Source organism: Pseudoalteromonas sp. Of11M-6, assembly GCF_022347905.1.
In the GTDB taxonomy this organism is placed as follows: Bacteria; Pseudomonadota; Gammaproteobacteria; order Enterobacterales; family Alteromonadaceae; genus Pseudoalteromonas.
The window spans coordinates 1-18035 of sequence record NZ_JAKRFW010000072.1 but is presented as its reverse complement, the minus strand read 5'-3'; the positions used below and the strand labels follow the sequence as shown (position 1 = coordinate 18035).

Annotated in this window: 19 protein-coding genes and 1 pseudogene; 8 read left to right on the top strand and 12 right to left on the bottom strand. The window is 42.5% G+C overall.

Features of this window, described 5'->3' with window-relative positions:
- Nucleotides 1–183: hypothetical protein (locus MHN32_RS22135; protein ID WP_239422825.1), on the top strand; the 183-nt coding region annotated here is incomplete at its 5' end.
- 515 nt (nucleotides 184–698) lie between these two features.
- Here the strand turns inward: MHN32_RS22135 and MHN32_RS22130 are convergent.
- From MHN32_RS22130 to MHN32_RS22100, 7 genes and pseudogenes are all read right to left on the bottom strand, one after another.
- Nucleotides 699–1268, bottom strand: a complete 570-nt coding sequence (locus tag MHN32_RS22130; RefSeq protein ID WP_010603794.1) for a hypothetical protein — start codon at nucleotides 1266–1268, stop codon at nucleotides 699–701.
- A 529-nt stretch (nucleotides 1269–1797) separates the two neighbouring features.
- Nucleotides 1798–3831: a S9 family peptidase gene (locus MHN32_RS22125; RefSeq protein ID WP_239422824.1), complete on the bottom strand. Its 2034-nt coding sequence runs from the start codon at nucleotides 3829–3831 to the stop codon at nucleotides 1798–1800.
- A gap of 245 nt (nucleotides 3832–4076) precedes the next feature.
- A complete protein-coding gene (locus MHN32_RS22120) occupies nucleotides 4077–4931 on the bottom strand; it encodes a hypothetical protein (protein ID WP_239422823.1) in 855 nt (284 codons plus the stop codon).
- Nucleotides 4932–4981: 50 nt separating this feature from the next.
- Complete coding sequence (locus MHN32_RS22115) at nucleotides 4982–5632, bottom strand: hypothetical protein (protein WP_239422822.1); 651 nt, start codon at nucleotides 5630–5632, stop codon at nucleotides 4982–4984.
- Nucleotides 5633–5900: 268 nt separating this feature from the next.
- A pseudogene (locus tag MHN32_RS22110) lies at nucleotides 5901–6724 on the bottom strand (IS982 family transposase).
- A 215-nt stretch (nucleotides 6725–6939) separates the two neighbouring features.
- Nucleotides 6940–7980 carry a methionine synthase gene (locus MHN32_RS22105; RefSeq protein ID WP_010370114.1) on the bottom strand — a complete coding sequence of 347 codons (1041 nt, stop codon included), beginning with the start codon at nucleotides 7978–7980 and terminating at the stop codon, nucleotides 6940–6942.
- A gap of 28 nt (nucleotides 7981–8008) precedes the next feature.
- The gene (locus MHN32_RS22100; protein WP_237117059.1) at nucleotides 8009–8986 is read right to left on the bottom strand and encodes a DUF1852 domain-containing protein; all 978 of its coding nucleotides are present in this window, start codon (nucleotides 8984–8986) and stop codon (nucleotides 8009–8011) included.
- A gap of 464 nt (nucleotides 8987–9450) precedes the next feature.
- Between MHN32_RS22100 and MHN32_RS22095 the strand changes: the two genes are divergently transcribed.
- A complete protein-coding gene (locus tag MHN32_RS22095; protein WP_010603788.1) occupies nucleotides 9451–10260 on the top strand; it encodes a sulfite exporter TauE/SafE family protein in 810 nt (269 codons plus the stop codon).
- A 55-nt stretch (nucleotides 10261–10315) separates the two neighbouring features.
- Here MHN32_RS22095 and MHN32_RS22090 read toward each other — a convergent pair whose 3' ends face one another.
- The gene (locus MHN32_RS22090; RefSeq protein ID WP_275440484.1) at nucleotides 10316–11380 is read right to left on the bottom strand and encodes a linear amide C-N hydrolase; all 1065 of its coding nucleotides are present in this window, start codon (nucleotides 11378–11380) and stop codon (nucleotides 10316–10318) included.
- 275 nt (nucleotides 11381–11655) lie between these two features.
- On the opposite strand from MHN32_RS22090, the gene MHN32_RS22085 reads away from it, so the two are divergent.
- The gene (locus MHN32_RS22085; protein ID WP_010603786.1) at nucleotides 11656–12141 is read left to right on the top strand and encodes a GNAT family N-acetyltransferase; all 486 of its coding nucleotides are present in this window, start codon (nucleotides 11656–11658) and stop codon (nucleotides 12139–12141) included.
- 32 nt (nucleotides 12142–12173) lie between these two features.
- Here the strand turns inward: MHN32_RS22085 and MHN32_RS22080 are convergent, their stop codons facing one another.
- Nucleotides 12174–13037 (bottom strand): LysR family transcriptional regulator, encoded by an 864-nt coding sequence (locus MHN32_RS22080; RefSeq protein ID WP_235368263.1) that lies wholly within the window; start codon nucleotides 13035–13037, stop codon nucleotides 12174–12176.
- A gap of 27 nt (nucleotides 13038–13064) precedes the next feature.
- Entirely contained in the window at nucleotides 13065–13529 is a 465-nt protein-coding gene (locus tag MHN32_RS22075) for a hypothetical protein (protein ID WP_239422820.1), read from the bottom strand.
- Between the two features lie 288 nt (nucleotides 13530–13817).
- Between MHN32_RS22075 and MHN32_RS22070 the strand changes: the two genes are divergently transcribed.
- From MHN32_RS22070 to MHN32_RS23805, 3 genes are all read left to right on the top strand, one after another.
- On the top strand, nucleotides 13818–15311 hold the full coding sequence (locus MHN32_RS22070; protein WP_010603783.1) for a serine hydrolase: 1494 nt from the start codon (nucleotides 13818–13820) through the stop codon (nucleotides 15309–15311).
- A 124-nt stretch (nucleotides 15312–15435) separates the two neighbouring features.
- Entirely contained in the window at nucleotides 15436–16224 is a 789-nt protein-coding gene (locus MHN32_RS22065) for an amidohydrolase family protein (RefSeq protein WP_275440483.1), read from the top strand.
- Between the two features lie 41 nt (nucleotides 16225–16265).
- Nucleotides 16266–16415 (top strand): amidohydrolase family protein, encoded by a 150-nt coding sequence (locus MHN32_RS23805; RefSeq protein WP_275440482.1) that lies wholly within the window; start codon nucleotides 16266–16268, stop codon nucleotides 16413–16415.
- Here the strand turns inward: MHN32_RS23805 and MHN32_RS22060 are convergent.
- A complete protein-coding gene (locus MHN32_RS22060; protein ID WP_239422826.1) occupies nucleotides 16350–16562 on the bottom strand; it encodes a hypothetical protein in 213 nt (70 codons plus the stop codon). The two genes, MHN32_RS23805 and MHN32_RS22060, sit on opposite strands and share 66 nt — an antisense overlap.
- On the opposite strand from MHN32_RS22060, the gene MHN32_RS22055 reads away from it, so the two are divergent.
- Nucleotides 16543–17535 (top strand): LLM class flavin-dependent oxidoreductase, encoded by a 993-nt coding sequence (locus tag MHN32_RS22055; protein ID WP_239422819.1) that lies wholly within the window; start codon nucleotides 16543–16545, stop codon nucleotides 17533–17535. The genes MHN32_RS22060 and MHN32_RS22055 overlap by 20 nt on opposite strands.
- Nucleotides 17536–17611: 76 nt before the next feature.
- Nucleotides 17612–17788, top strand: a complete 177-nt coding sequence (locus MHN32_RS22050; protein ID WP_239422818.1) for a hypothetical protein — start codon at nucleotides 17612–17614, stop codon at nucleotides 17786–17788.
- Here the strand turns inward: MHN32_RS22050 and MHN32_RS22045 are convergent.
- On the bottom strand, nucleotides 17775–18035 hold a 261-nt coding region (locus MHN32_RS22045; RefSeq protein ID WP_239422817.1), incomplete at its 5' end, for a hypothetical protein. The two genes, MHN32_RS22050 and MHN32_RS22045, sit on opposite strands and share 14 nt — an antisense overlap.

The following is an 18035-nucleotide window of genomic DNA, read 5'->3' as shown; positions in this document are numbered from 1 at the left end:
GTGCTAACGTTATTCATGATGGACTCTCCTAATAACTGTGTTTGCAACTATCAGTTTGGCGCATTGACGCCGATTTGGGAGCGTCCATCTCATCACCCACCTAAAAGATACAGCACAAAACGGTTCAAGTTTGTCGTGGGTGTCAGCCATTATCTGCTCGATCCCGACCTGCTCATTATCTGAGGAAATGCTTGATATAGATTTCCGCCACCAATTTCAAAATAAGACCAAAATAAAGTCGACAATAAGAAAATGACAATTACTAAGCCAACTCCACTAAAAAAGTTACTGCCTTGATTTTGGGTGGCTACATTGGCTTTATGGCTTTGCCGTGGCACTGCTGAACGCTGACTATACATGATGATAAATACAAGCGCGCTAACTGCCGCAGCCATTATGAAGACAACAAAATGACAAGACACCCACCTCAAAGATACAGCCAAAAATGGTGGAAGTTTGTTGTGAGTGTCAGCCATTATCGTCACGCTAATAACAGCTTCTGATAGTGCTAAAGTGGCTCGCATACAACACACACCTAGTTAATTGGTGAGCTAATTGTACTGTGTGGATTTAGCTCACAAACGGCTCGTTGTGTCGTAATATTTCAGTATTTTTACATGCGGTTACACTAAACTAAAATTAGTGGAATGTTTCAAAATGAGGGAGATATCAGGTTGAACGTAAAATTGATTGTGTAGTTAGTCATGAGAATTACTTGCCAGCTCGCCTTTTAGTAGCTCCTTAAAAAGCCGCTCGCGTGAAATTCTAATCATGTATTCCAAGCTTCTGGGAAGTTCGTCATCCGGAATTGTCTGATAATCTTGGTAGGTATGTGTGAAAATTCCTTCAAAGTCATCAGCCATCCCGGAATTCATTCCAGCCGCTATCAGCGCCTTTTTATTGTCTTTGATTTCCTCTGCGATGGAGTAAGGGGCTAAACGTAAAGCTTGCATAAAAGCATCTTTGTCTCCCTCGTAAAAGTAGTAATTGCCTTGCATTGCTTCAAAGCAACGCTTGCTGTAGAAATCGAATACATTTTGAAGGTTGGCGAGAGCTATCTGCGCAGATATATGCACCCTATTTTTGTTTTCTTCTTGGGCGTGTGAAATAACTATCTGCGCGAACGTAATTAATAGGATCGAGGAAAGAAGTACAATTCCGAGCTTAGTAGGTCTGTGGCGCTCCTTGTTCCAACACTCATAAGAGCCAGCAAGAATACCAAGAACTGCCATTGCAAGAGGTAATGCGTACGCAAGAAAGCTGAACATAATGGTTAAAAATCCGAGTCAAAGAGCAACTTGGTCTGTTTATACATAAAGCCGCCTCTATTTCATACATTATATATTTATAGCACTTATTCAGCTTTATTGACTGCATATTTGGCACTAGCTCTGGCGAAACTATTGCCGCATCGTGCGGGTATGCTATGAGATCATCACCTTCTCTACACATTAACTCAGAACCTTCGCTAGCTATCTCCTTGGCAGGGCGGGATCGAACTTTGAATTGACGACAATTGGTATTTTATGAGCTGATTGCGCATCGCAATTTTTTAAGTCGTTACAATAAGCATCATCACACACATAGAGAAATAACAAAGAGAGAGAAATAACAAAGAAGAGAAATAACAAAGACACCCACCACATTAATTTTATGCGGAGCAAGCATACAAGATGAGACTAAGTGCTTTTATGTCTCTCTAAAATAGAGTCATTTTCAGAGTGTGAGGTCTACAGGATACATGAGTAATGTGGCCTGTAGACCTCAAGCCAGGTTATCGAAATAAGCAAATGACGTTTACTTCTTATATTTTTCAAACCAAGCTAGGGTATGTTCAATCTTACTGATCATCCGAGAAGGACGGCCTGCAATTCCATGTGGCGCACCTGGAATTTTGACCAGTACAGAATCAATTTTACGTAGCTTAAGTGCTTGGTAGAACTGTTCGGTTTCGGCCATTGGCGTGCGCAAGTCTTCTTCACCCGTCATTAGCATGGTTGGGGTGGTTACGTTGCCAACGAGCGAAAGCGGTGAGCGTTGCCAATAGTGTTCCATATGCTCCCATGGCATACCTGGGAATTGCGTTGGAATTTGACCAAGGCCACTGTCAGCGGTAAGTACTTTACTCAGCCAGTTGATCACAGGCTTTACGACAACAGCAGCGTTGAAACGGTTTGTTAAGCCAATTGCGTAGGCTGTTGCGATACCACCTGCAGAGCCGCCAGCAATAAACAGATTATCTTTGTCGATAAAGCCTTTCTCAAGCATAGCGTCTACCCCTGAGTTATGATCGGCAAAGTCTTCTTTCGAGCTGTATTTGTACTTGAGCAACATCGCAAAGCGCTCGCCGTAAGAGCTGCTGCCTCTGTGATTGTCGTAAAATACCACATAACCTTCAGCGGCATAACGCTGTAATTCTGCTGAGAAATGGGGGCCGTAGGCTAAGTGTGGACCACCGTGAATTTCTAGTAGTAATGGATATTTTTTGTTTGGGTCAAAATTTGGTGGCGTAATATACCAGCCCTGAATTTTCTCCCCGTCGAACGACGAGCTATACTCGATCTCATGCACTTTACCAAGGGTTTTATGTGCAAGTAGGTCTTCGTTAAGGCGGGTTAATTGCGCTACTTTGCCTTTTCTTGTCGTGATTGCGATGTCAGCAGGGCGCTCACTCGAACCCTGAGTAAAGGCAATTTCTCCATCAAAGTTAGCACTAAATTCACCGCTTAGATAAGGGCGACCAAGGGTTGTGCCTGAGAGCGTATCTGTGATGTCGGTAATTTTGCCTTTTGTGGTGATGCTCGCGAGCTTTCGCTTGCCGTGGTCATCATATGTCATCGCCAGTCTATCACTGCCAATCCAAGTTGGGTCTTGGATTGAGCGGTCGAAGTCTTTGGCAATCATGTGAGAGGTTTTGTCCTGCCAATCCATAATATTCAGTTTGCTATTACGGTAAGGGTTTAGCGCGTTCGATGCACTAAGGTAAGCCAACTGTTTACCATTTTTGGAAAAACTAGGTGCGTACTCACGACCTGGAGCAGATGTAAGCTGGGTGATATTACGGTTAAAATCAACTTCGAATAAGTCGCCTTCTAGGCGCTTGTATTCCCAGTCTGCAATACGGTTTGCTGAAAATACGATGGCCTTAGCATCTGCTCGCCACGCGAGTTTCCCACCATGGTGGTAATTACCTGAGGTTAATTGGCGTGGCGTGCCGCCTTCACTCGGTAACACGAAGATCTGGCGATAGCCCGGTTTGATAAGGCCTCGGCCATCTGCTTGGTAGTAGGCTTTGTCGATAACAATGGCAGAGTCGGACCACTTCGCGCCTTTTGGTTTTTCTGGCATCTTGGCAATGACTGCTGGCTTTTCAGCAACCTTTTGGCTAAAAGCCAGCCATTTGCCATCTGGTGACCAAGTTAAGCCACTGATCCCAGATTGCAACTGTGTAAGTAGTGCCGTACGGTTTTGAGCAAGATAATGCACATGAATTTGTGTGCTGCCAGATACATTGCTCACAAAGGCGATTTTGCTACCATCCGGCGACCAGCGAGGTTGACTGTAATTGTTTTCATCAGAGAAGAGTGGTGATTGTGCGCCTGATTTCGTATCGACCAGCCACAGGTTTTGTCGCTTAGCATCTTTCATCACGTCATTATTGTTACGCACATAGACAACTTGAGTACCATCTGGGGATATTTGTGGGTCGTTTGCATATTCCAGTTCAAAAATGTCTTTAGCCTGTAATCCCACCTCAGTTTGTGCTAGTGCTGGCAATGCAGCGCAAGCCAGTAAAGTGCAAATAAGCGTCCGTTTCAATTCAAAAGGCATATCGCCACCTTCAATATAATTTTTATGTGGGCTTCATAGTTATTCAGGTGTAATTCAATGTCACCTAATACGCGATAGAATGAAATAAAAACTCGGTGTATCAAATGCACGACGGAGAATACGACAGTTTTGTGCGTATGAAAATTGATAATGTTTGGAGAGGGTGTTTGTAAGCTGCAATAATCTGATTTAGGATTATGCGAAAAATTAAACCTCAGAGTTCACTGAGGTTTAATTTATTAGGATTATCGTAATATTTTACTATAGTTAGAAACTTCTCTGATAAAGTTAACGGCTGTTTGACTATTGTTATCATGACTTGAGCCGAGTCTAAGCTTTTCGCCATTGTCTAATTCTACATATCTTTTATTTGAAGAGAAGTGATCAAATCGAATGCAGTTGTTTACTCTAGCTGTAACTTTGCACACATCGTTGTATGCCATAAAACTTCTTACACCATAAACTGTTTTTTCTCGGTCATTATCAGTATATTTGCCAATAAAAGCTCTTGCTGTATTGGTGCCGGGTTGAGATGTATTGTGAACGGAGTGGCCTAATCCAATTAAATGGAAAAGTTCATGCATTGAGTAGTATTGGTCTGCGAACAGATTGTAGCCCCAACCTGCTACGGCATATGCCAAGTGCTTATTATTTCTGTCCCCCATATATTTGGGTTGATAGGCTTGACCTGCAGCTTGGTTTATAACATCGAAAAATGGATGAACAAACATAACTACGTCAGCTTTCCATGCTATTCGCATTTCCCTTACTTTTTGGCTGTTAGCCATTTTATTCAAAAGTTCAGAATAATTACGGGAGCAGTAGCCATTTGGGCAAACATCTTCTGGAGGTAAGCTATAAGCATAGCGCTCCCCTGCACTTGTTGTCTCATGAGCAGTATAATATCTCATAGGGAGGCGAGTAACACCATCGATAATTCCTTCTTCTTTTAAAATACTCCCAATCGAATCTAAAACGGGCACAGGTAGAAACTCTCTGAATTTATACATTGCCAAGTTTTCAGCGATACTTGGGTGTACTAGCCATAATATTCCTGGCCCTATAGAATTTTCAAAAGCTTTTTCTGGGTTTAATGGCATCCTAACTTGCCAGCCGTTAATTGACGGTGAACTACTTGGTTTTATCGTGCTTATGTTTTGTGTTTTGTGTTTTGTGTTTTGTGTTTTGTGTTTTGTGTTTGGTTGGGTAAGAAGTCACCTACTTCCATTACGTCATTGCCCAAAAACGGACGTTTTTTTTGTAGTGTTTCAATTGCTTTAATGATTTGCCAATCTTTTGAGAACTCCATGTATATTGCTTTTCCTTCCGTTTTAATAACAAGCCCATAATAGAGTTGAGAGGGTGCAGATTTCCCGCCATCTTCCAAAAATAAGATTAGTCTGGCTTTGGTTCTGGCTCTTTTCTCTTGTGATTCAAAACTGATTGACCTTAAAATTAAATCACTACCATAGGCTAAATAAGTTGGTTTTAAGGTGAAGCTCTCAGAATTCATTTCATTATTTATTGTTATGTGAAGTATTTCATTGCCCGTGTAGGGGATTGACCGGCTTGTATCTCCGATAGCGTATTTAGCACCATCCTCGTATTCAGCATCTATTCTTTTGTCTAGTTCTGCGTTCTGGATTATGGCACGTAATGTGCCTTTTTGTACGTCATCCAGACTAAGTGCTTTTAGAGTTGTAGTTTGAACATACAAATTTCTTTCGGTATCTAAATCCTGCGTGTTACTCTGTGCGCTATGTACACAGAGTAAAAGCAATAGGAGTGCAATAGTTTTCATACAAATGATATCCTTATTGTGTTATTAGCTCCCAATTATTAACGCTTGTTATGCTAAATGTAAATATAAATTTGATGGTTTTTGGCTAATAGCGCTTGATGTACGAGCTCAATCTCTGTGCTCAGTGCGGCAAGCTTACCCCTTGCTACTTTACCACTACAGACAAGCTGAGTAATGAGATATAAGCCAAAGACTGAGGGGTAAAATGACAACAAGAGCGAGTAGAAGTTATCTGGTGAGTTTAAGTAACCTCAGATCTGCATAAGAATTAAAGCCGAGTCACTTTTATACTCGGCTTTTTAGTCTGAAAGGTGTAGGCAATTAATCTAGCCATTAAATTAACCATAAATGAAATGCAGCTTCGGTGCCTTGTATGCTCTATTTGAGCCATATTTTTTAGCTGGTCGAAAACAGTCTCAATGATGAAACGCTTTGATAACATCGCTTTATCCCAAGGCGATATTAGCTGACGTTTCATATTACTTCGTTGACCTGTTATGAAATCAATACCTTGCTCGGCAAGTTCCGCTTTAGGTTTGCAGATACATAACCTTTATCAGCATATAAACTACCTGTAACATTATCGACCATATCTAGTACAGGCTTTCTATCGTCAACATTCCCAGCGGTTACTTTTACGGCTAATAAACCACCTTCGTCATTCATGATGAGGTGAAGCTTAAAGCCATAAAACCAGCCCATTGTACCCTTGCCTCGTTTGGCTTCGCCTTCGAAAACTTGGTGGCGAAGAATACGCATGTTGTGACAAACCTTGAGTGAAGTAGAATCTATAAAAGCTATACCTGTTGGTTTATCAAAGCGCAGCTTTAAGTAGCTACACAGAGCAGGTAACGTGGTCTGGAGCAATTTTAACATGCGTGTATAACTGACTAAATCTGGAAAATAATGTCTCCAATACGGACAAACAAATTTTGTGTAGTAGGTTTTAAAGTCGCGAAACCCCGATTGATGAAAAGCAATCAAAATAGTCATAACTTCGCTAGAGGCTAGGCGAGATGGTTTAAGCCATTGAGGTTCAAACAATAAACAAAAATCATCGACACCTACGTAAATTGCATCTAAGTTATTCATGCCCTTGCCTTGGTAATCTTATGTTTCTTGGTCGAAAGATCTGATCACCACAAGGGCATTTAGTTCAATTTCTTATGCGCAGCTCGGGTTAAGTAATAAACCGTCGTACTGAACACTGATTAAGGTTGTAAAGCCGCACCACCTATCATTCCTTGAAGGCGGCACATAATTTAGGTTTTATTTAGCAGCTAAAACTATTGTTAATTCAGTATTTATCAAGCTGATTTTTTGGCTAATAGCTCTTGGCGCACAAGTTCAGCCCCTGCGCTCAATGCAGCGAGCTTACCTCTTGCCACTTCACGAGAAAGTGGTGCCATACCGCAGTTAGTGCATGGGTAGAGTTTGTCGGCGTCAACAAACTCAAGTGCTTTGCGTAGTGTGTTGGCAACTTCTTCTGGCGTTTCGATGGTGTTGGTTGCAACATCAATCGCACCAACCATCACTTTTTTACCACGGATCAACGCTAACAAGTCGATTGGCACGTGAGAGTTATGGCACTCTAAAGAGATGATATCGATATTGGATTTTTGTAGCTTAGGAAATGCCTCTTCATATTGACGCCATTCTGATCCTAAGGTCTTTTTCCAATCGGTGTTAGCTTTAATGCCGTAACCGTAACAGATATGCACTGCGGTTTCGCATTTGAGTCCTTCAATAGCACGTTCAAGCGCCGCAATGCCCCAGTCGTTGACCTCATCAAAAAAGACATTAAACGCCGGTTCGTCGAATTGAATGATATCGACTCCAGCAGCTTCCAGCTCTTTGGCTTCTTGATTAAGGATCTTAGCAAATTCCCACGCTAGCTTTTCACGGCTTTTGTAGTGGTCATCATACAGCGTATCTATCATCGTCATCGGACCTGGCAATGCCCATTTGATAGGTTTGTCTGTTTGGCTGCGTAAAAACTTGGCATCTTCAACAAAAACCGGCTTTTGGCGAGATACAGGGCCCACCACGGTTGGAACACTGGCATCATAGCGGTCGCGAATTTTTACGGTTTGACGCTTCTCAAAGTCCACACCGCTTAGGTGTTCAATAAAAGTGGTTACAAAGTGTTGACGGGTTTGCTCGCCATCACTCACGATATCAATTCCGGCAAGTTGTTGCTCTTGCAAAGCAATGCGTAGCGCATCGTTTTTGCCATCAATAAGCTCGTCGCCCTCTAGTTTCCAAGGTGACCATAGGGTTTCTGGCTGAGCAAGCCAAGCGGGCTTAGGTAAACTGCCAGCAGTAGACGTTGGTAATAGTGTTTTCATAATAAATGCTGTTCCATATTCCCGTTGATTATAAAGCGTAATTTGCAGACCACTGCTCAAGTACGGTTTGGTAAGGCTTGATGAAATGCTCTTCTGCAAATCGACCTTGTGCAATCGCCAACTGGCTGCGCTCTTCGCGGTCATAAACAATCTGCGTTAATGAATGATCTAGGTTTTTCAAGTTTGGCTGATAGCACTTGCCTGCAACCGCATTGGCGTTGTAAATCTCAGGGCGGTAGATCTTTTGGAATGTTTCCATAGTGCTGATGGTGCTGATCAACTCCAGATTGGTGTAGTCATTCAGTAAGTCACCAAAGAAGTAAAAAGCCAAAGGTGCAACGCTATTTGGTGGCATAAAGTAGCGCACCTGTAAGCCCATCTTTTTAAAATATTGCTCAGTTAATGATGACTCATTTGGCTGATATTCAAAGCCAAGCACCGGGTGCTGATTTTCAGTGCGGTGATAGGTTTTGTTATCCGATACACTTAGGCAAATCACCGGTGGCTTACTAAAGTGACTCTTGTAAGCTTCTGAATCGACAAAGTATTTAAATAGCTTACCGTGTAAGTCGCCAAAGTTAGCTGGGATGCTGAATTTAGGTTGATCTTTATTATGATCAAGCAATAGCACGCTAAAATCATAGTCACGTACGTAAGATGAGAAGTTGTTACCAACAATTCCCTCAATGCGTTCATTGGTTTTGTGGTCAACAATATTGGTTTTTAACACCTCAATTGACGGGAAAGTTTGTCCACTGCCTGCAATATCCATATCAACTGAGACTATCTCAAGCTCAACAGAATAACGGTCGCCTGTTGGGTTATCCCAGTTAGCCAATGCGTTAAAGCGATTATCAATCATCTTTAAGGCATTGCGTAAGTTTTGCTGGCGGCTTTCGCCTCTTGCTAAGTTAGCAAAGTTGGTGGTGATCCGCGTGCTGTTTGACGGATGGTAATTCTCGTCAAGACGAATGCTCTTAATAGTGAAAGTAAACTCGTTATTCATGTTCTTCAGGTATCCAATTCTAATGCTAACGCGCTCGGTAATTACGTTTCACTGCGATAAACAGATATCCACGGGGACGCAGTGAGAGTGCCGAACATTAAGTGATGTAAGATTTATACGTGGATCACAAGATGAAGAAAAACGGTTTTATTTCACATAAAACATGAGTCTGATTCATGAGTTACAAAAATAGATGCCGCTTATTGAGTCGCATATGCAGAAAATATGAGCAATTGTAGAGTAAAACTCTTTGGAGATCCGAAAGTCTAGACCGCTAAATGTCTAAGTTGCATTTGTTTCAAGTAAAACGTGAGGAATATTCAAGGCTTATCTAAGTCAAAAGCACCAATGGCAAAGCGTTATGTTGTTATACTCGCAGCGCTTAGGTGGCACAAAGGCTAAAAGCAACGGCCATATTGCTCACTTAGGTGATTGCGCCTCAATTAAAAGAAGAGATAAGTGGAATGAGTGAGTTGATATTGTTGTTTGTGTATTGTGCACTACTCGGTAGTGTTGTCGGCTTTTTAGCCGGATTGTTAGGTATTGGCGGTGGGCTGGTTATTGTTCCGGTGCTGAGCAGTATTTTATTGTACTTTAACGTGTTACCGCCGGAGCAAGTGGTGATAGCCGCTGTAGCGACATCGCTGGCATCCATTTTATTTACTTCTACCTCATCGGCAATCGCGCATCATAAAAATGGCAATGTACCGTGGGATTTAGCGCCGTGGATAATGACGGGCGTTGCACTAGGCGCGCTTATCAGTGGTTTTTTGGCTGCGCTATTACCCGAAAACGCAGTGCGCATTGTATTTGCAGTAAGTGTGGTATTGATAGCAATAAAAATGTTTTATAGCAGTAAAAATGAGAGCTCAACCCAAAGGCAGCTGCCAAATAAAGGCATACTTACGGTATTAACGACGATCACAGGTGGTTTATCTGCCATGATAGGCATTGGCGGTGGAGCGCTTTTGGTACCGCTGTTGACGTTTTTCTCTGTTGATATGAAAAAGGCCATAGGATGCGCCTCTGCATGTGGCATTGTTATCGCGCTCTTTGGTTCCGTTGGCTACATTAGCTCGGGCAGTGCGCACTTTGCACTTTCGGATGGTTTCGCCGGATTTGTTTATTTGCCGGCGCTGTTAGGAATTGTGTGCACGTCTTGGTTCACTGCTCCAATGGGGGCTAAAGCCACGCATCACTTGCCTGTTGCCACGATTAAAAAGGTATTTGCTGTGCTACTGTTAGTGATGGCTGTGAATATGGCGGTAAATTAAGTGCTTTTGAGCCAAAACGAGCTATGGCGTGTTTGGCTCAGAAGCTCTGCTAATCTTACTTTTTGAACGGATCTTCGGTTGGTTCAAAATGCTTGTTTAACTTGCCATTTCTGGTGCTATTGATGTATTCCCCAGATGGATCTTCGCTTATCAGTGTGAAGGCACTGACTGGCGGTTCAAAGTTAAAGTTTGCCAATTCCACCCAAGCAACATGAGGCGTGCGAGCATTGCAAAAGTAATAGGTTTGGCTCCTATGTGCTGCAACGGTTGTCCACAAGGTATTAGATATATTTGGGCTGGCACTGCTTGTAAAATTATAGCCAAGGGGTACTGATGCACTTGCAGCAACCGAGCGAGCCTGTGCAAGGGCATCATGCTCATCGTTTGGTAAATCTAAGTGATTAAGATAAAACGCAGCGCGCTCGAATCTATCGGTTGAGTATGGACCGCCAGGGATCGTATGGCTCGGCTGACTGTTTTTATCACTCCATTGCCACAGCCAATAATCATTAATCCTTAGCTGATCTTCATAACTTGGTTCATTGGTAACAACGCGATAGTCAGCGCTGTGATGGATCTTAAAAACCCCATTCTCAACTTCGATAATGGCTGAATCGCCACTGATATCCGACACTATCAAATGCAATGCTGCGGTTTTACCTTCGCTGTTAGGTACTTCTGCACCAACGATCTGAATTTCTTGTTTGCTGAATACGTCAACGACTTCCTTGACGAGTACAAATTTGTCTAATACATATTGCAACCATCTCAGTACGCTCAGCTGCTTTTTACTTTTGCATGCTGATTTACCGTACGTCGCGCCTGAGTCGTACAATACATTTGCGACAAGCCCCATAGAGTTCATGCCATCGGAGGCTGCCCAGCCGCTGCAATCATCTCCTACCATAGCGACCACACTACTATAGGAAGATGTCCACGTAAGTGGGTTGCGAGTTTTCTCGCTTGCTATTGCCTCTAGCTCAGAAACTGGCTCAAGCCCCGATTTTTTTAGTCCTTTTTCAAGTACAAACAAGCTGGTAGGTAATATAAACATCCAGTCCATATTTCTGGCAGTAGCCAAATATGCTCTATTCCAGTTATTAAAAGCTCTAGTACACATAACAACCTCACAAGAAAATTAAATATCCTTTTGATGAGTGGTTTCTCATCAATCTACTGTTTCATACTAGGCTTTGAAAAAGGCTAAATACATTACAGAAAGTTACAGTGCATTACAGGAGTGGTAAGTCAGTAACTATTAGCGTGGAAAACTAACGATTCGATAAGTATTCGTCTCAGGTTCCCTAAAACAAAAGTGGTGTGAGATTAGTAGAATGAGTATATTTGCAAGAATTGGGTTAATTGCTATCAGGTATGACGTTTAGAGGAAATGGGATGATAAGAGAGATAACTCGGGAAGATTTTGAGTCGTTTTGGCCAACGTTTTCAGAAGTGATCCAAGCGCAAGAAACGTATGCATTTGACTCGAATATGAGTATAGATCAGGCATTTTTACTTTGGTGTGAAACGCCGCTCAAAGCTTTTGCATATGTTGAAAATGGGCAAGTACTTGGCAGCTATTATTTGCGACAAAATGCGATGGGTCCGAGTAGCCACATATGTAACTGTGGTTACATGGTGTCGAGTTTGGCTCGTGGTAAAGGAATTGCACGGCTGATGTGCGAACATTCCCAGCAGCAAGCGTTAGCGCTGGGGTTCGAAGCCATGCAATTTAATAGTGTGGTATCGACCAATGAACTGGCGATTAAACTATGGCAAAAGCTTGGTTTTACCATTGTGGGCACCATTCCCAAGGCATATAAACACGGGAAATTGGGTTTGGTAGATAGCTATGTTATGTATAAATGGTTGGCTGATTAGAGTGGATAGGCGCTAAACTAACGTGGCGAATGTTATTTTGCGCAGTCGATCAGTATTTGTTTACTGCGCATAGTCTTAAGTAAAAAGCTGATAAGCCGCTTGACGTTGGGTATGGATTTTTTTGTTGGATGGGTCAGGATCCATAAATCTGCATAGTGCTCACTCGCTGGTGCAAATTCAATTAAATTAGGAAAATGCCTTGCAATATAGTGCGCCCCTCTGATCATACCAAGGCCTTTGGATGCAGCCTGATGACGCAGCACCAAATCTTCAATTGATAGAGAAACTGGGGCGGTTGGATAGGGTGTATCAAGTAGCCAAGTCGGTCTTTCTGTTACGCTGGCGGTTATCCAAGAAACGCTTTCACTCGTGCGGTTATCGAGATAGTCTTTATGCATGAAGTAACCAAGTGAAATCGGAAATAGCCGGTGACCAACTAAGTGCTCATCCGGAACGTGAGAAGCTCGGATCACGACATCGGCTTCTGATTTCTCTAGATCGGAAAGTGCATAGGTAGTATTAATCGACAGCGTGAGGTAAGGATTGTTTTGCTGAAATTCATGTAATTCGTCTAACAAGACAAACTGCAAAATCGCTGGGGGGATAGATAAGTTTATTTGTTGTTTTAACTGCTTAACCGAAGTGTTAATTTGGCTTAAATGAGGGGCAAGGCTGGCTTCCATGTTTTCAGCGGCACTGAGCAGCTGCAGTCCCAATTCAGAAAACGAGACTTTGCCTTGCGAAAGCATACATATATCAAGACTAAAGCGTTGATTTAAAGCATGTAGTCTACGAGATACCGTCGTGTGGTTTACACCTAGAACTTTGGCCGCACCTCTGAGTGTATTAGCACGTTTTAATGCAAGCAGTAATTGAAAGTCGTCCCAGTTTTCCATGCCTACAACACCAAAGTTTAGATGCAATTAAAGTAAAGTGTTTTTCGCATCATGTACAGCGAACGCAGATATTTTCCATTCACCATCAGCTAAATAGACGTAATAGCTTGCGCCTACTTTATTAAAAAGTGCGCCTGATTGGGTGTATCGCTCAGCGATGTTGCTCACTAACGCAATATTTTTATCAAGAAAATGAATACTGACCTTGCTCCACTTTACGTGACTGACACCTTGTTCTTTCAGGCGTGTTAAGAATACTTGCACCTGTTTATTCATTTGCGTTTGTGTGATCACGCTTGGCTTTGAACTTGATGACATTAACATAAGCGTATCTGTGTACAGTTGAGGACTGGTTGGTAAATCACCAGTTTGCAGATAATGGTTGTATTTACTCATGTAGCTGTCGAACAGCTTATTGATTTTAGTTGTGTCCGTCTCTGCCAATAACTGGCTACTAAAAGTAAATAGAATAAACAGGATAGCGGCTTTCATAAGATATTGCTCCAAGTCAGTTTTTTATGAGTCTAGCAGGCAAAAGCTGGTTTTATGTGGATTATTATGTGCTTGCTATGTTGCGCTTACGCACCGTCTGGAAGGCTTGTAAAGTGTATTTTGCGGTGTTCCGGAAGTGCTACAAGTCTTCTAAGAATGTCCCACTTTCGATACACCATCAACGTAATAGTTGAAGGAATTTATATTTAACCTATTGTTTTTTATCGCTATATATTTTGGCATGTAAGTTGATTGACTCAACATGTATAAAAACAACAAGGATTAATTATGAAAAAGTTTGTCTTGTCTGCCATTACTTCAACCGTATTAATGTTGAATAGTATGAATGTGCAAAGCTTTGAAGATGACCGAGTACAATTGTTAGAAGCTTACTTTACACACTGCGAACAAATAAAGTTATGCAATGGCAGTGTCTTAGTTGCAGAAAATGACGCCATACTTTTCCAAAGAACGATGGGAGAGGTTAGTCACGCTAGTGAAGAGCTGCTAGGGACTCAACATCAGTTTGATATTGGTTCTATTTCAAAGCAGTTTACCGCTATCGCGATCATGATGCTTAAAGAGCAAGGCAAACTGAAATTTGAAGATCCCGTTTATTTATATATTCCTAACTTTCCATATAAAGATATTAAAATCAATCAGCTATTAAACCACACTTCTGGTGTGCCAGATATGATGCCTTATATCTCGGACTTGTATCGTCAAGGAAAAGTGGACTCCAGCCTTGATCAAAGTTTTTTATTGAGTGTGCTGCTGAGTGAGCAACCTGCATTAATGTTTAAACCGGGTGAGCAATTTAAATACAGTAATACTGGTTATGTTGTACTTGCAAAAGTCATTGAGTCAGTATCTAGAATGCCGTATAGCCAGTTTCTTCAACAGCAAGTATTTTCACCCCTTGGTATGCATTATACAGTTAGTCGAACCAAGTTGACGGAAAAGAAAATAACAACTCGTGCATATGGGTTTCGTCGTCACTTAAATGATAAGAAGCGCGCCTTTGATCAAATTCCTTTCTTTGATGTTGAGGGGATGGGCGGGATCTATTCAACGACTCAGGACTTGTATAAGTGGCACTTAGCGTTAAGCAATAATAAACTTATTTCGAAGGAAACTTGGCTGCAAGCGCTGCAGCCGACCACAACATTAGACAACAACACCAAACAGTACGGTTATGGATTCATGTTAAAGGCTGATGCCTATGATCATCCCAAGTTTGGCCACAGTGGCCACTGGCGAGGTTTTAAGTCGATTTACAGCCATCAATTGGATGATAATAGAACGATTATTCTATTAACAAATAATGGTCAAGATGACGTTGTCGATGAGAATGAAAAAGCGGTAGAAGCCATTTTAGCGATGAAACCATATCCTCAAGTAAAACAACCTATTTCAGCAGTTCTTTATAAGATGTTTACCCAAGAGGAACCTGCTGAGGCGAGAAGTCAATATAATCGCCTCAAGGCCGATAGGTATAACGATTATGATTTTTCAGAAGCGCAGTTGAATGACTTGGGATATGCGCTTTTGGGAGAAGAGAAAAATGCCGCTGCTATTGCTGCATTTGAGCTAAACGTTGAAGCATTCCCTAGTTCAGCCAATGGGTTAGATAGTCTCGCAGAGGCACTGATTGCCGATAATCAACTAAAACGTGCAAAGGCGATTTTAAAACAGGCAATTGTACTTGACCCTAACCTCGAATCTGCAAAGAAGCAACTAGCGAGTTTAGAAACACCTGTAAGTACGAAAAATTCGCTGTAGTAACAGTTGTCTTGGCCAAATCGCAGCTGCTGGGTGAGCTATCATGATTCAGCAGCTAAGCGCGTCATTTTTATAGTTTAGTGAGCTTCAAACTGAACGTGAACTCAGTCTGACTAGAGGTTAGTTGCCAATTAGCTATGGCTTTGTTGAATATACTCAGCCTATGCTTTTAAGCCACGGAATAACATCCATTAGTGATGCTCGCGTATATTGGCAGCGCGGCCAATTAGATACTTGGCAAAAGCTACAAGCGGATGGTGTTTTGAAGATGCGAGCCAGCTTGGGCTTATGGGCTTATCCGGAAGCAAGTGATGAAAGCCAAATTAGAGCGCTTAAATCGTTTCATAATACGACGCCAAATAGCTTATTAGAAGTCGACCAAATAAAGTTTTACATGGATGGTATTTTGGTGAATACCACTGCGGCAATGAAAGAGCCTTATAAAGTAGATTGGCTTAAGCTCAATGGTAACCGTAGAGTGAATTATTTTACCCAAGCTCGATTAGAGAAATATATAAAAGTATTGGAGCCTAGTGGCTTTGACTTTAACATTCATGCAATTGGCGACAGAGGAATACATGAAGCGTTAAATGCTATTGAAGCAGCCTCTAAAGGAGCTGCTCGGCATCGCCTTACACATGTAGAAGTTGTTGATCCTGAAGATTACAAGAGGTTTTCTGCGCTGGGTGTGATAGCAGATGCACAAGTCGCAGGAGAATTTACTCAACCGCATCATTGGCAAGAAATGCAACCACTGTTAGGTCGCGAGCGGGCAGATCATTTGGTTCCAATTAAAAGCCTAAGTGAAAATGGTGCGATGCTCACGCTGAGCAGCGATTGGAATGTGAGTACGCTTAATCCTTTTATCAGTATCGCGAATGCAATTACTCGACAGCCTGAAGCAACTCATTAGAACAAGCAATCGCAGCCTACACAATAAATGCTGCGTACGCGATGCGACAAGAAGACATTGTTGGAAGCCTCGAGGTTGGAAAGCTTGCTGACTTTATCGTGTTAGACCAAAACCTATTCAATATATCATTCGAAGAAATAAAAGTGACCAAAGTTACGCCAACGTGGATCCATGGAAATCAGGCCTTTTAACGTGGGGCTAATGGCTTGACTGTTCATAACCAGTCGAGAATCAGCAACAATGTAGTGCGGGATTTCGGATTGAAATAGAAGTAGCAACCCATACTCTATGGTGTAACTCAAACCGTTAAGGATTGTTATGACTTCACTTGCTAACATGCCATTTTCTTTGCTCGAATTAAGCCCGATGAAAGAGCAAGATACCGTTTCACAAACCCTCGCTAACAGCGTGGCTTATGCGCAAAAAGCGGATGAACTTGGCTTTAAACGCTTTTGGATGGCTGAGCATCATAATATGCGTGGCATCGTCTGCGCAGCAACCTCCGTATTGATAGGGCATATTGCCGGACACACTCACAATATTCGGGTAGGGGCGGGTGGCGTGATGTTGCCAAACCATCCACCGTTAGTCGTCGCTGAGCAGTTTGGCACCTTAGAAAGCCTCTATCCAGGCCGTATTGATTTGGGATTAGGGCGCGCGCCTGGCAGCGATCCTATTACCAGCCGAGCACTGCGTCGCGATGAGAGACGTGCGGAGCAATTTGACGATGAAGTTGCTGAATTACAAGCCTTGCTCGGTCCTTATGACGGTAAATCCTCGGTGCGTGCCATTCCGGGCGAAAACACCAAGGTACCAATCTGGTTGCTTGGTTCGAGTCTTTATAGTGCCCAGCTCGCCGCAAAGCGAGGTTTACCTTATGCATTTGCGGGTCATTTTGCGCCACGATTCGTGCATGATGCTATTGCGCTTTATCGCCGCGATTTCCAACCATCAAAGGTGTTAGATAAACCTTATGTAATGCTTGGCTTACCGGTAGTTGCAGCCGATACCGATGAGCAAGCGCAGTATTTAGCTACCACGTCAAAGCAACGTATCCTAGCGTTGATGCGAGGCCAGGCGTTATGGTTGAAACCCCCCGTTGATTCGATGGAGGGTCTATGGAATGCCCAAGAGCAAATGCAAGTCGAAAGCTTTTTAGGCCTATCTGTGGTTGGAAGCCCCGGGACGGTCCATCATAAACTCAGCATGATTAAACGCGAATTAGCGGTCGATGAGTTTATTTTTACCAACGATTTATACGAGCTAAGTGATAGAAAACATGCGCTTGAGATCTTGGTGGGCTTAACGTAAAAGTCGGAGTGTGAAGGTAGTACTTAAGAGAAGGTTTGCGGTACACTGCGAGTTAAAAATTTACAAGAAACGAAAGTTGAAAACGATTTGGTTGCGTATCCTTTCTCTACTTATTCTGCCTTTGGTGACGCTCCATTTACCGGGGAGTAAGTTGATGTCAGGTACGGAAAAAACGACGCTCCGTCATGAAAATGAAAATACTAAGGTACTAGAAGCTAAACTTGCTGAGCTCGGGGTGTTTAAATCACCCTGAATAATAAGTTCAGCGAGTCAATATTTGCAGTAACAACTAGGGCCTGTTGATCTTTGCTGTTTGATTTTTGTTCTTCTGAGTGTGTTTTGGTCGCGACGCTCGACTTGCCGCCTAGTAATCTAGGCAAAAGTTGAGCAACAATGAACAGAGCGCACTCAGGTGAACCCAAAGGGCAGCGCTTGATTAGCATTTCTACTGTGTTCTCGCCTGACTCACATAGAATAACTATGCTACGCAGGCTCTGCCT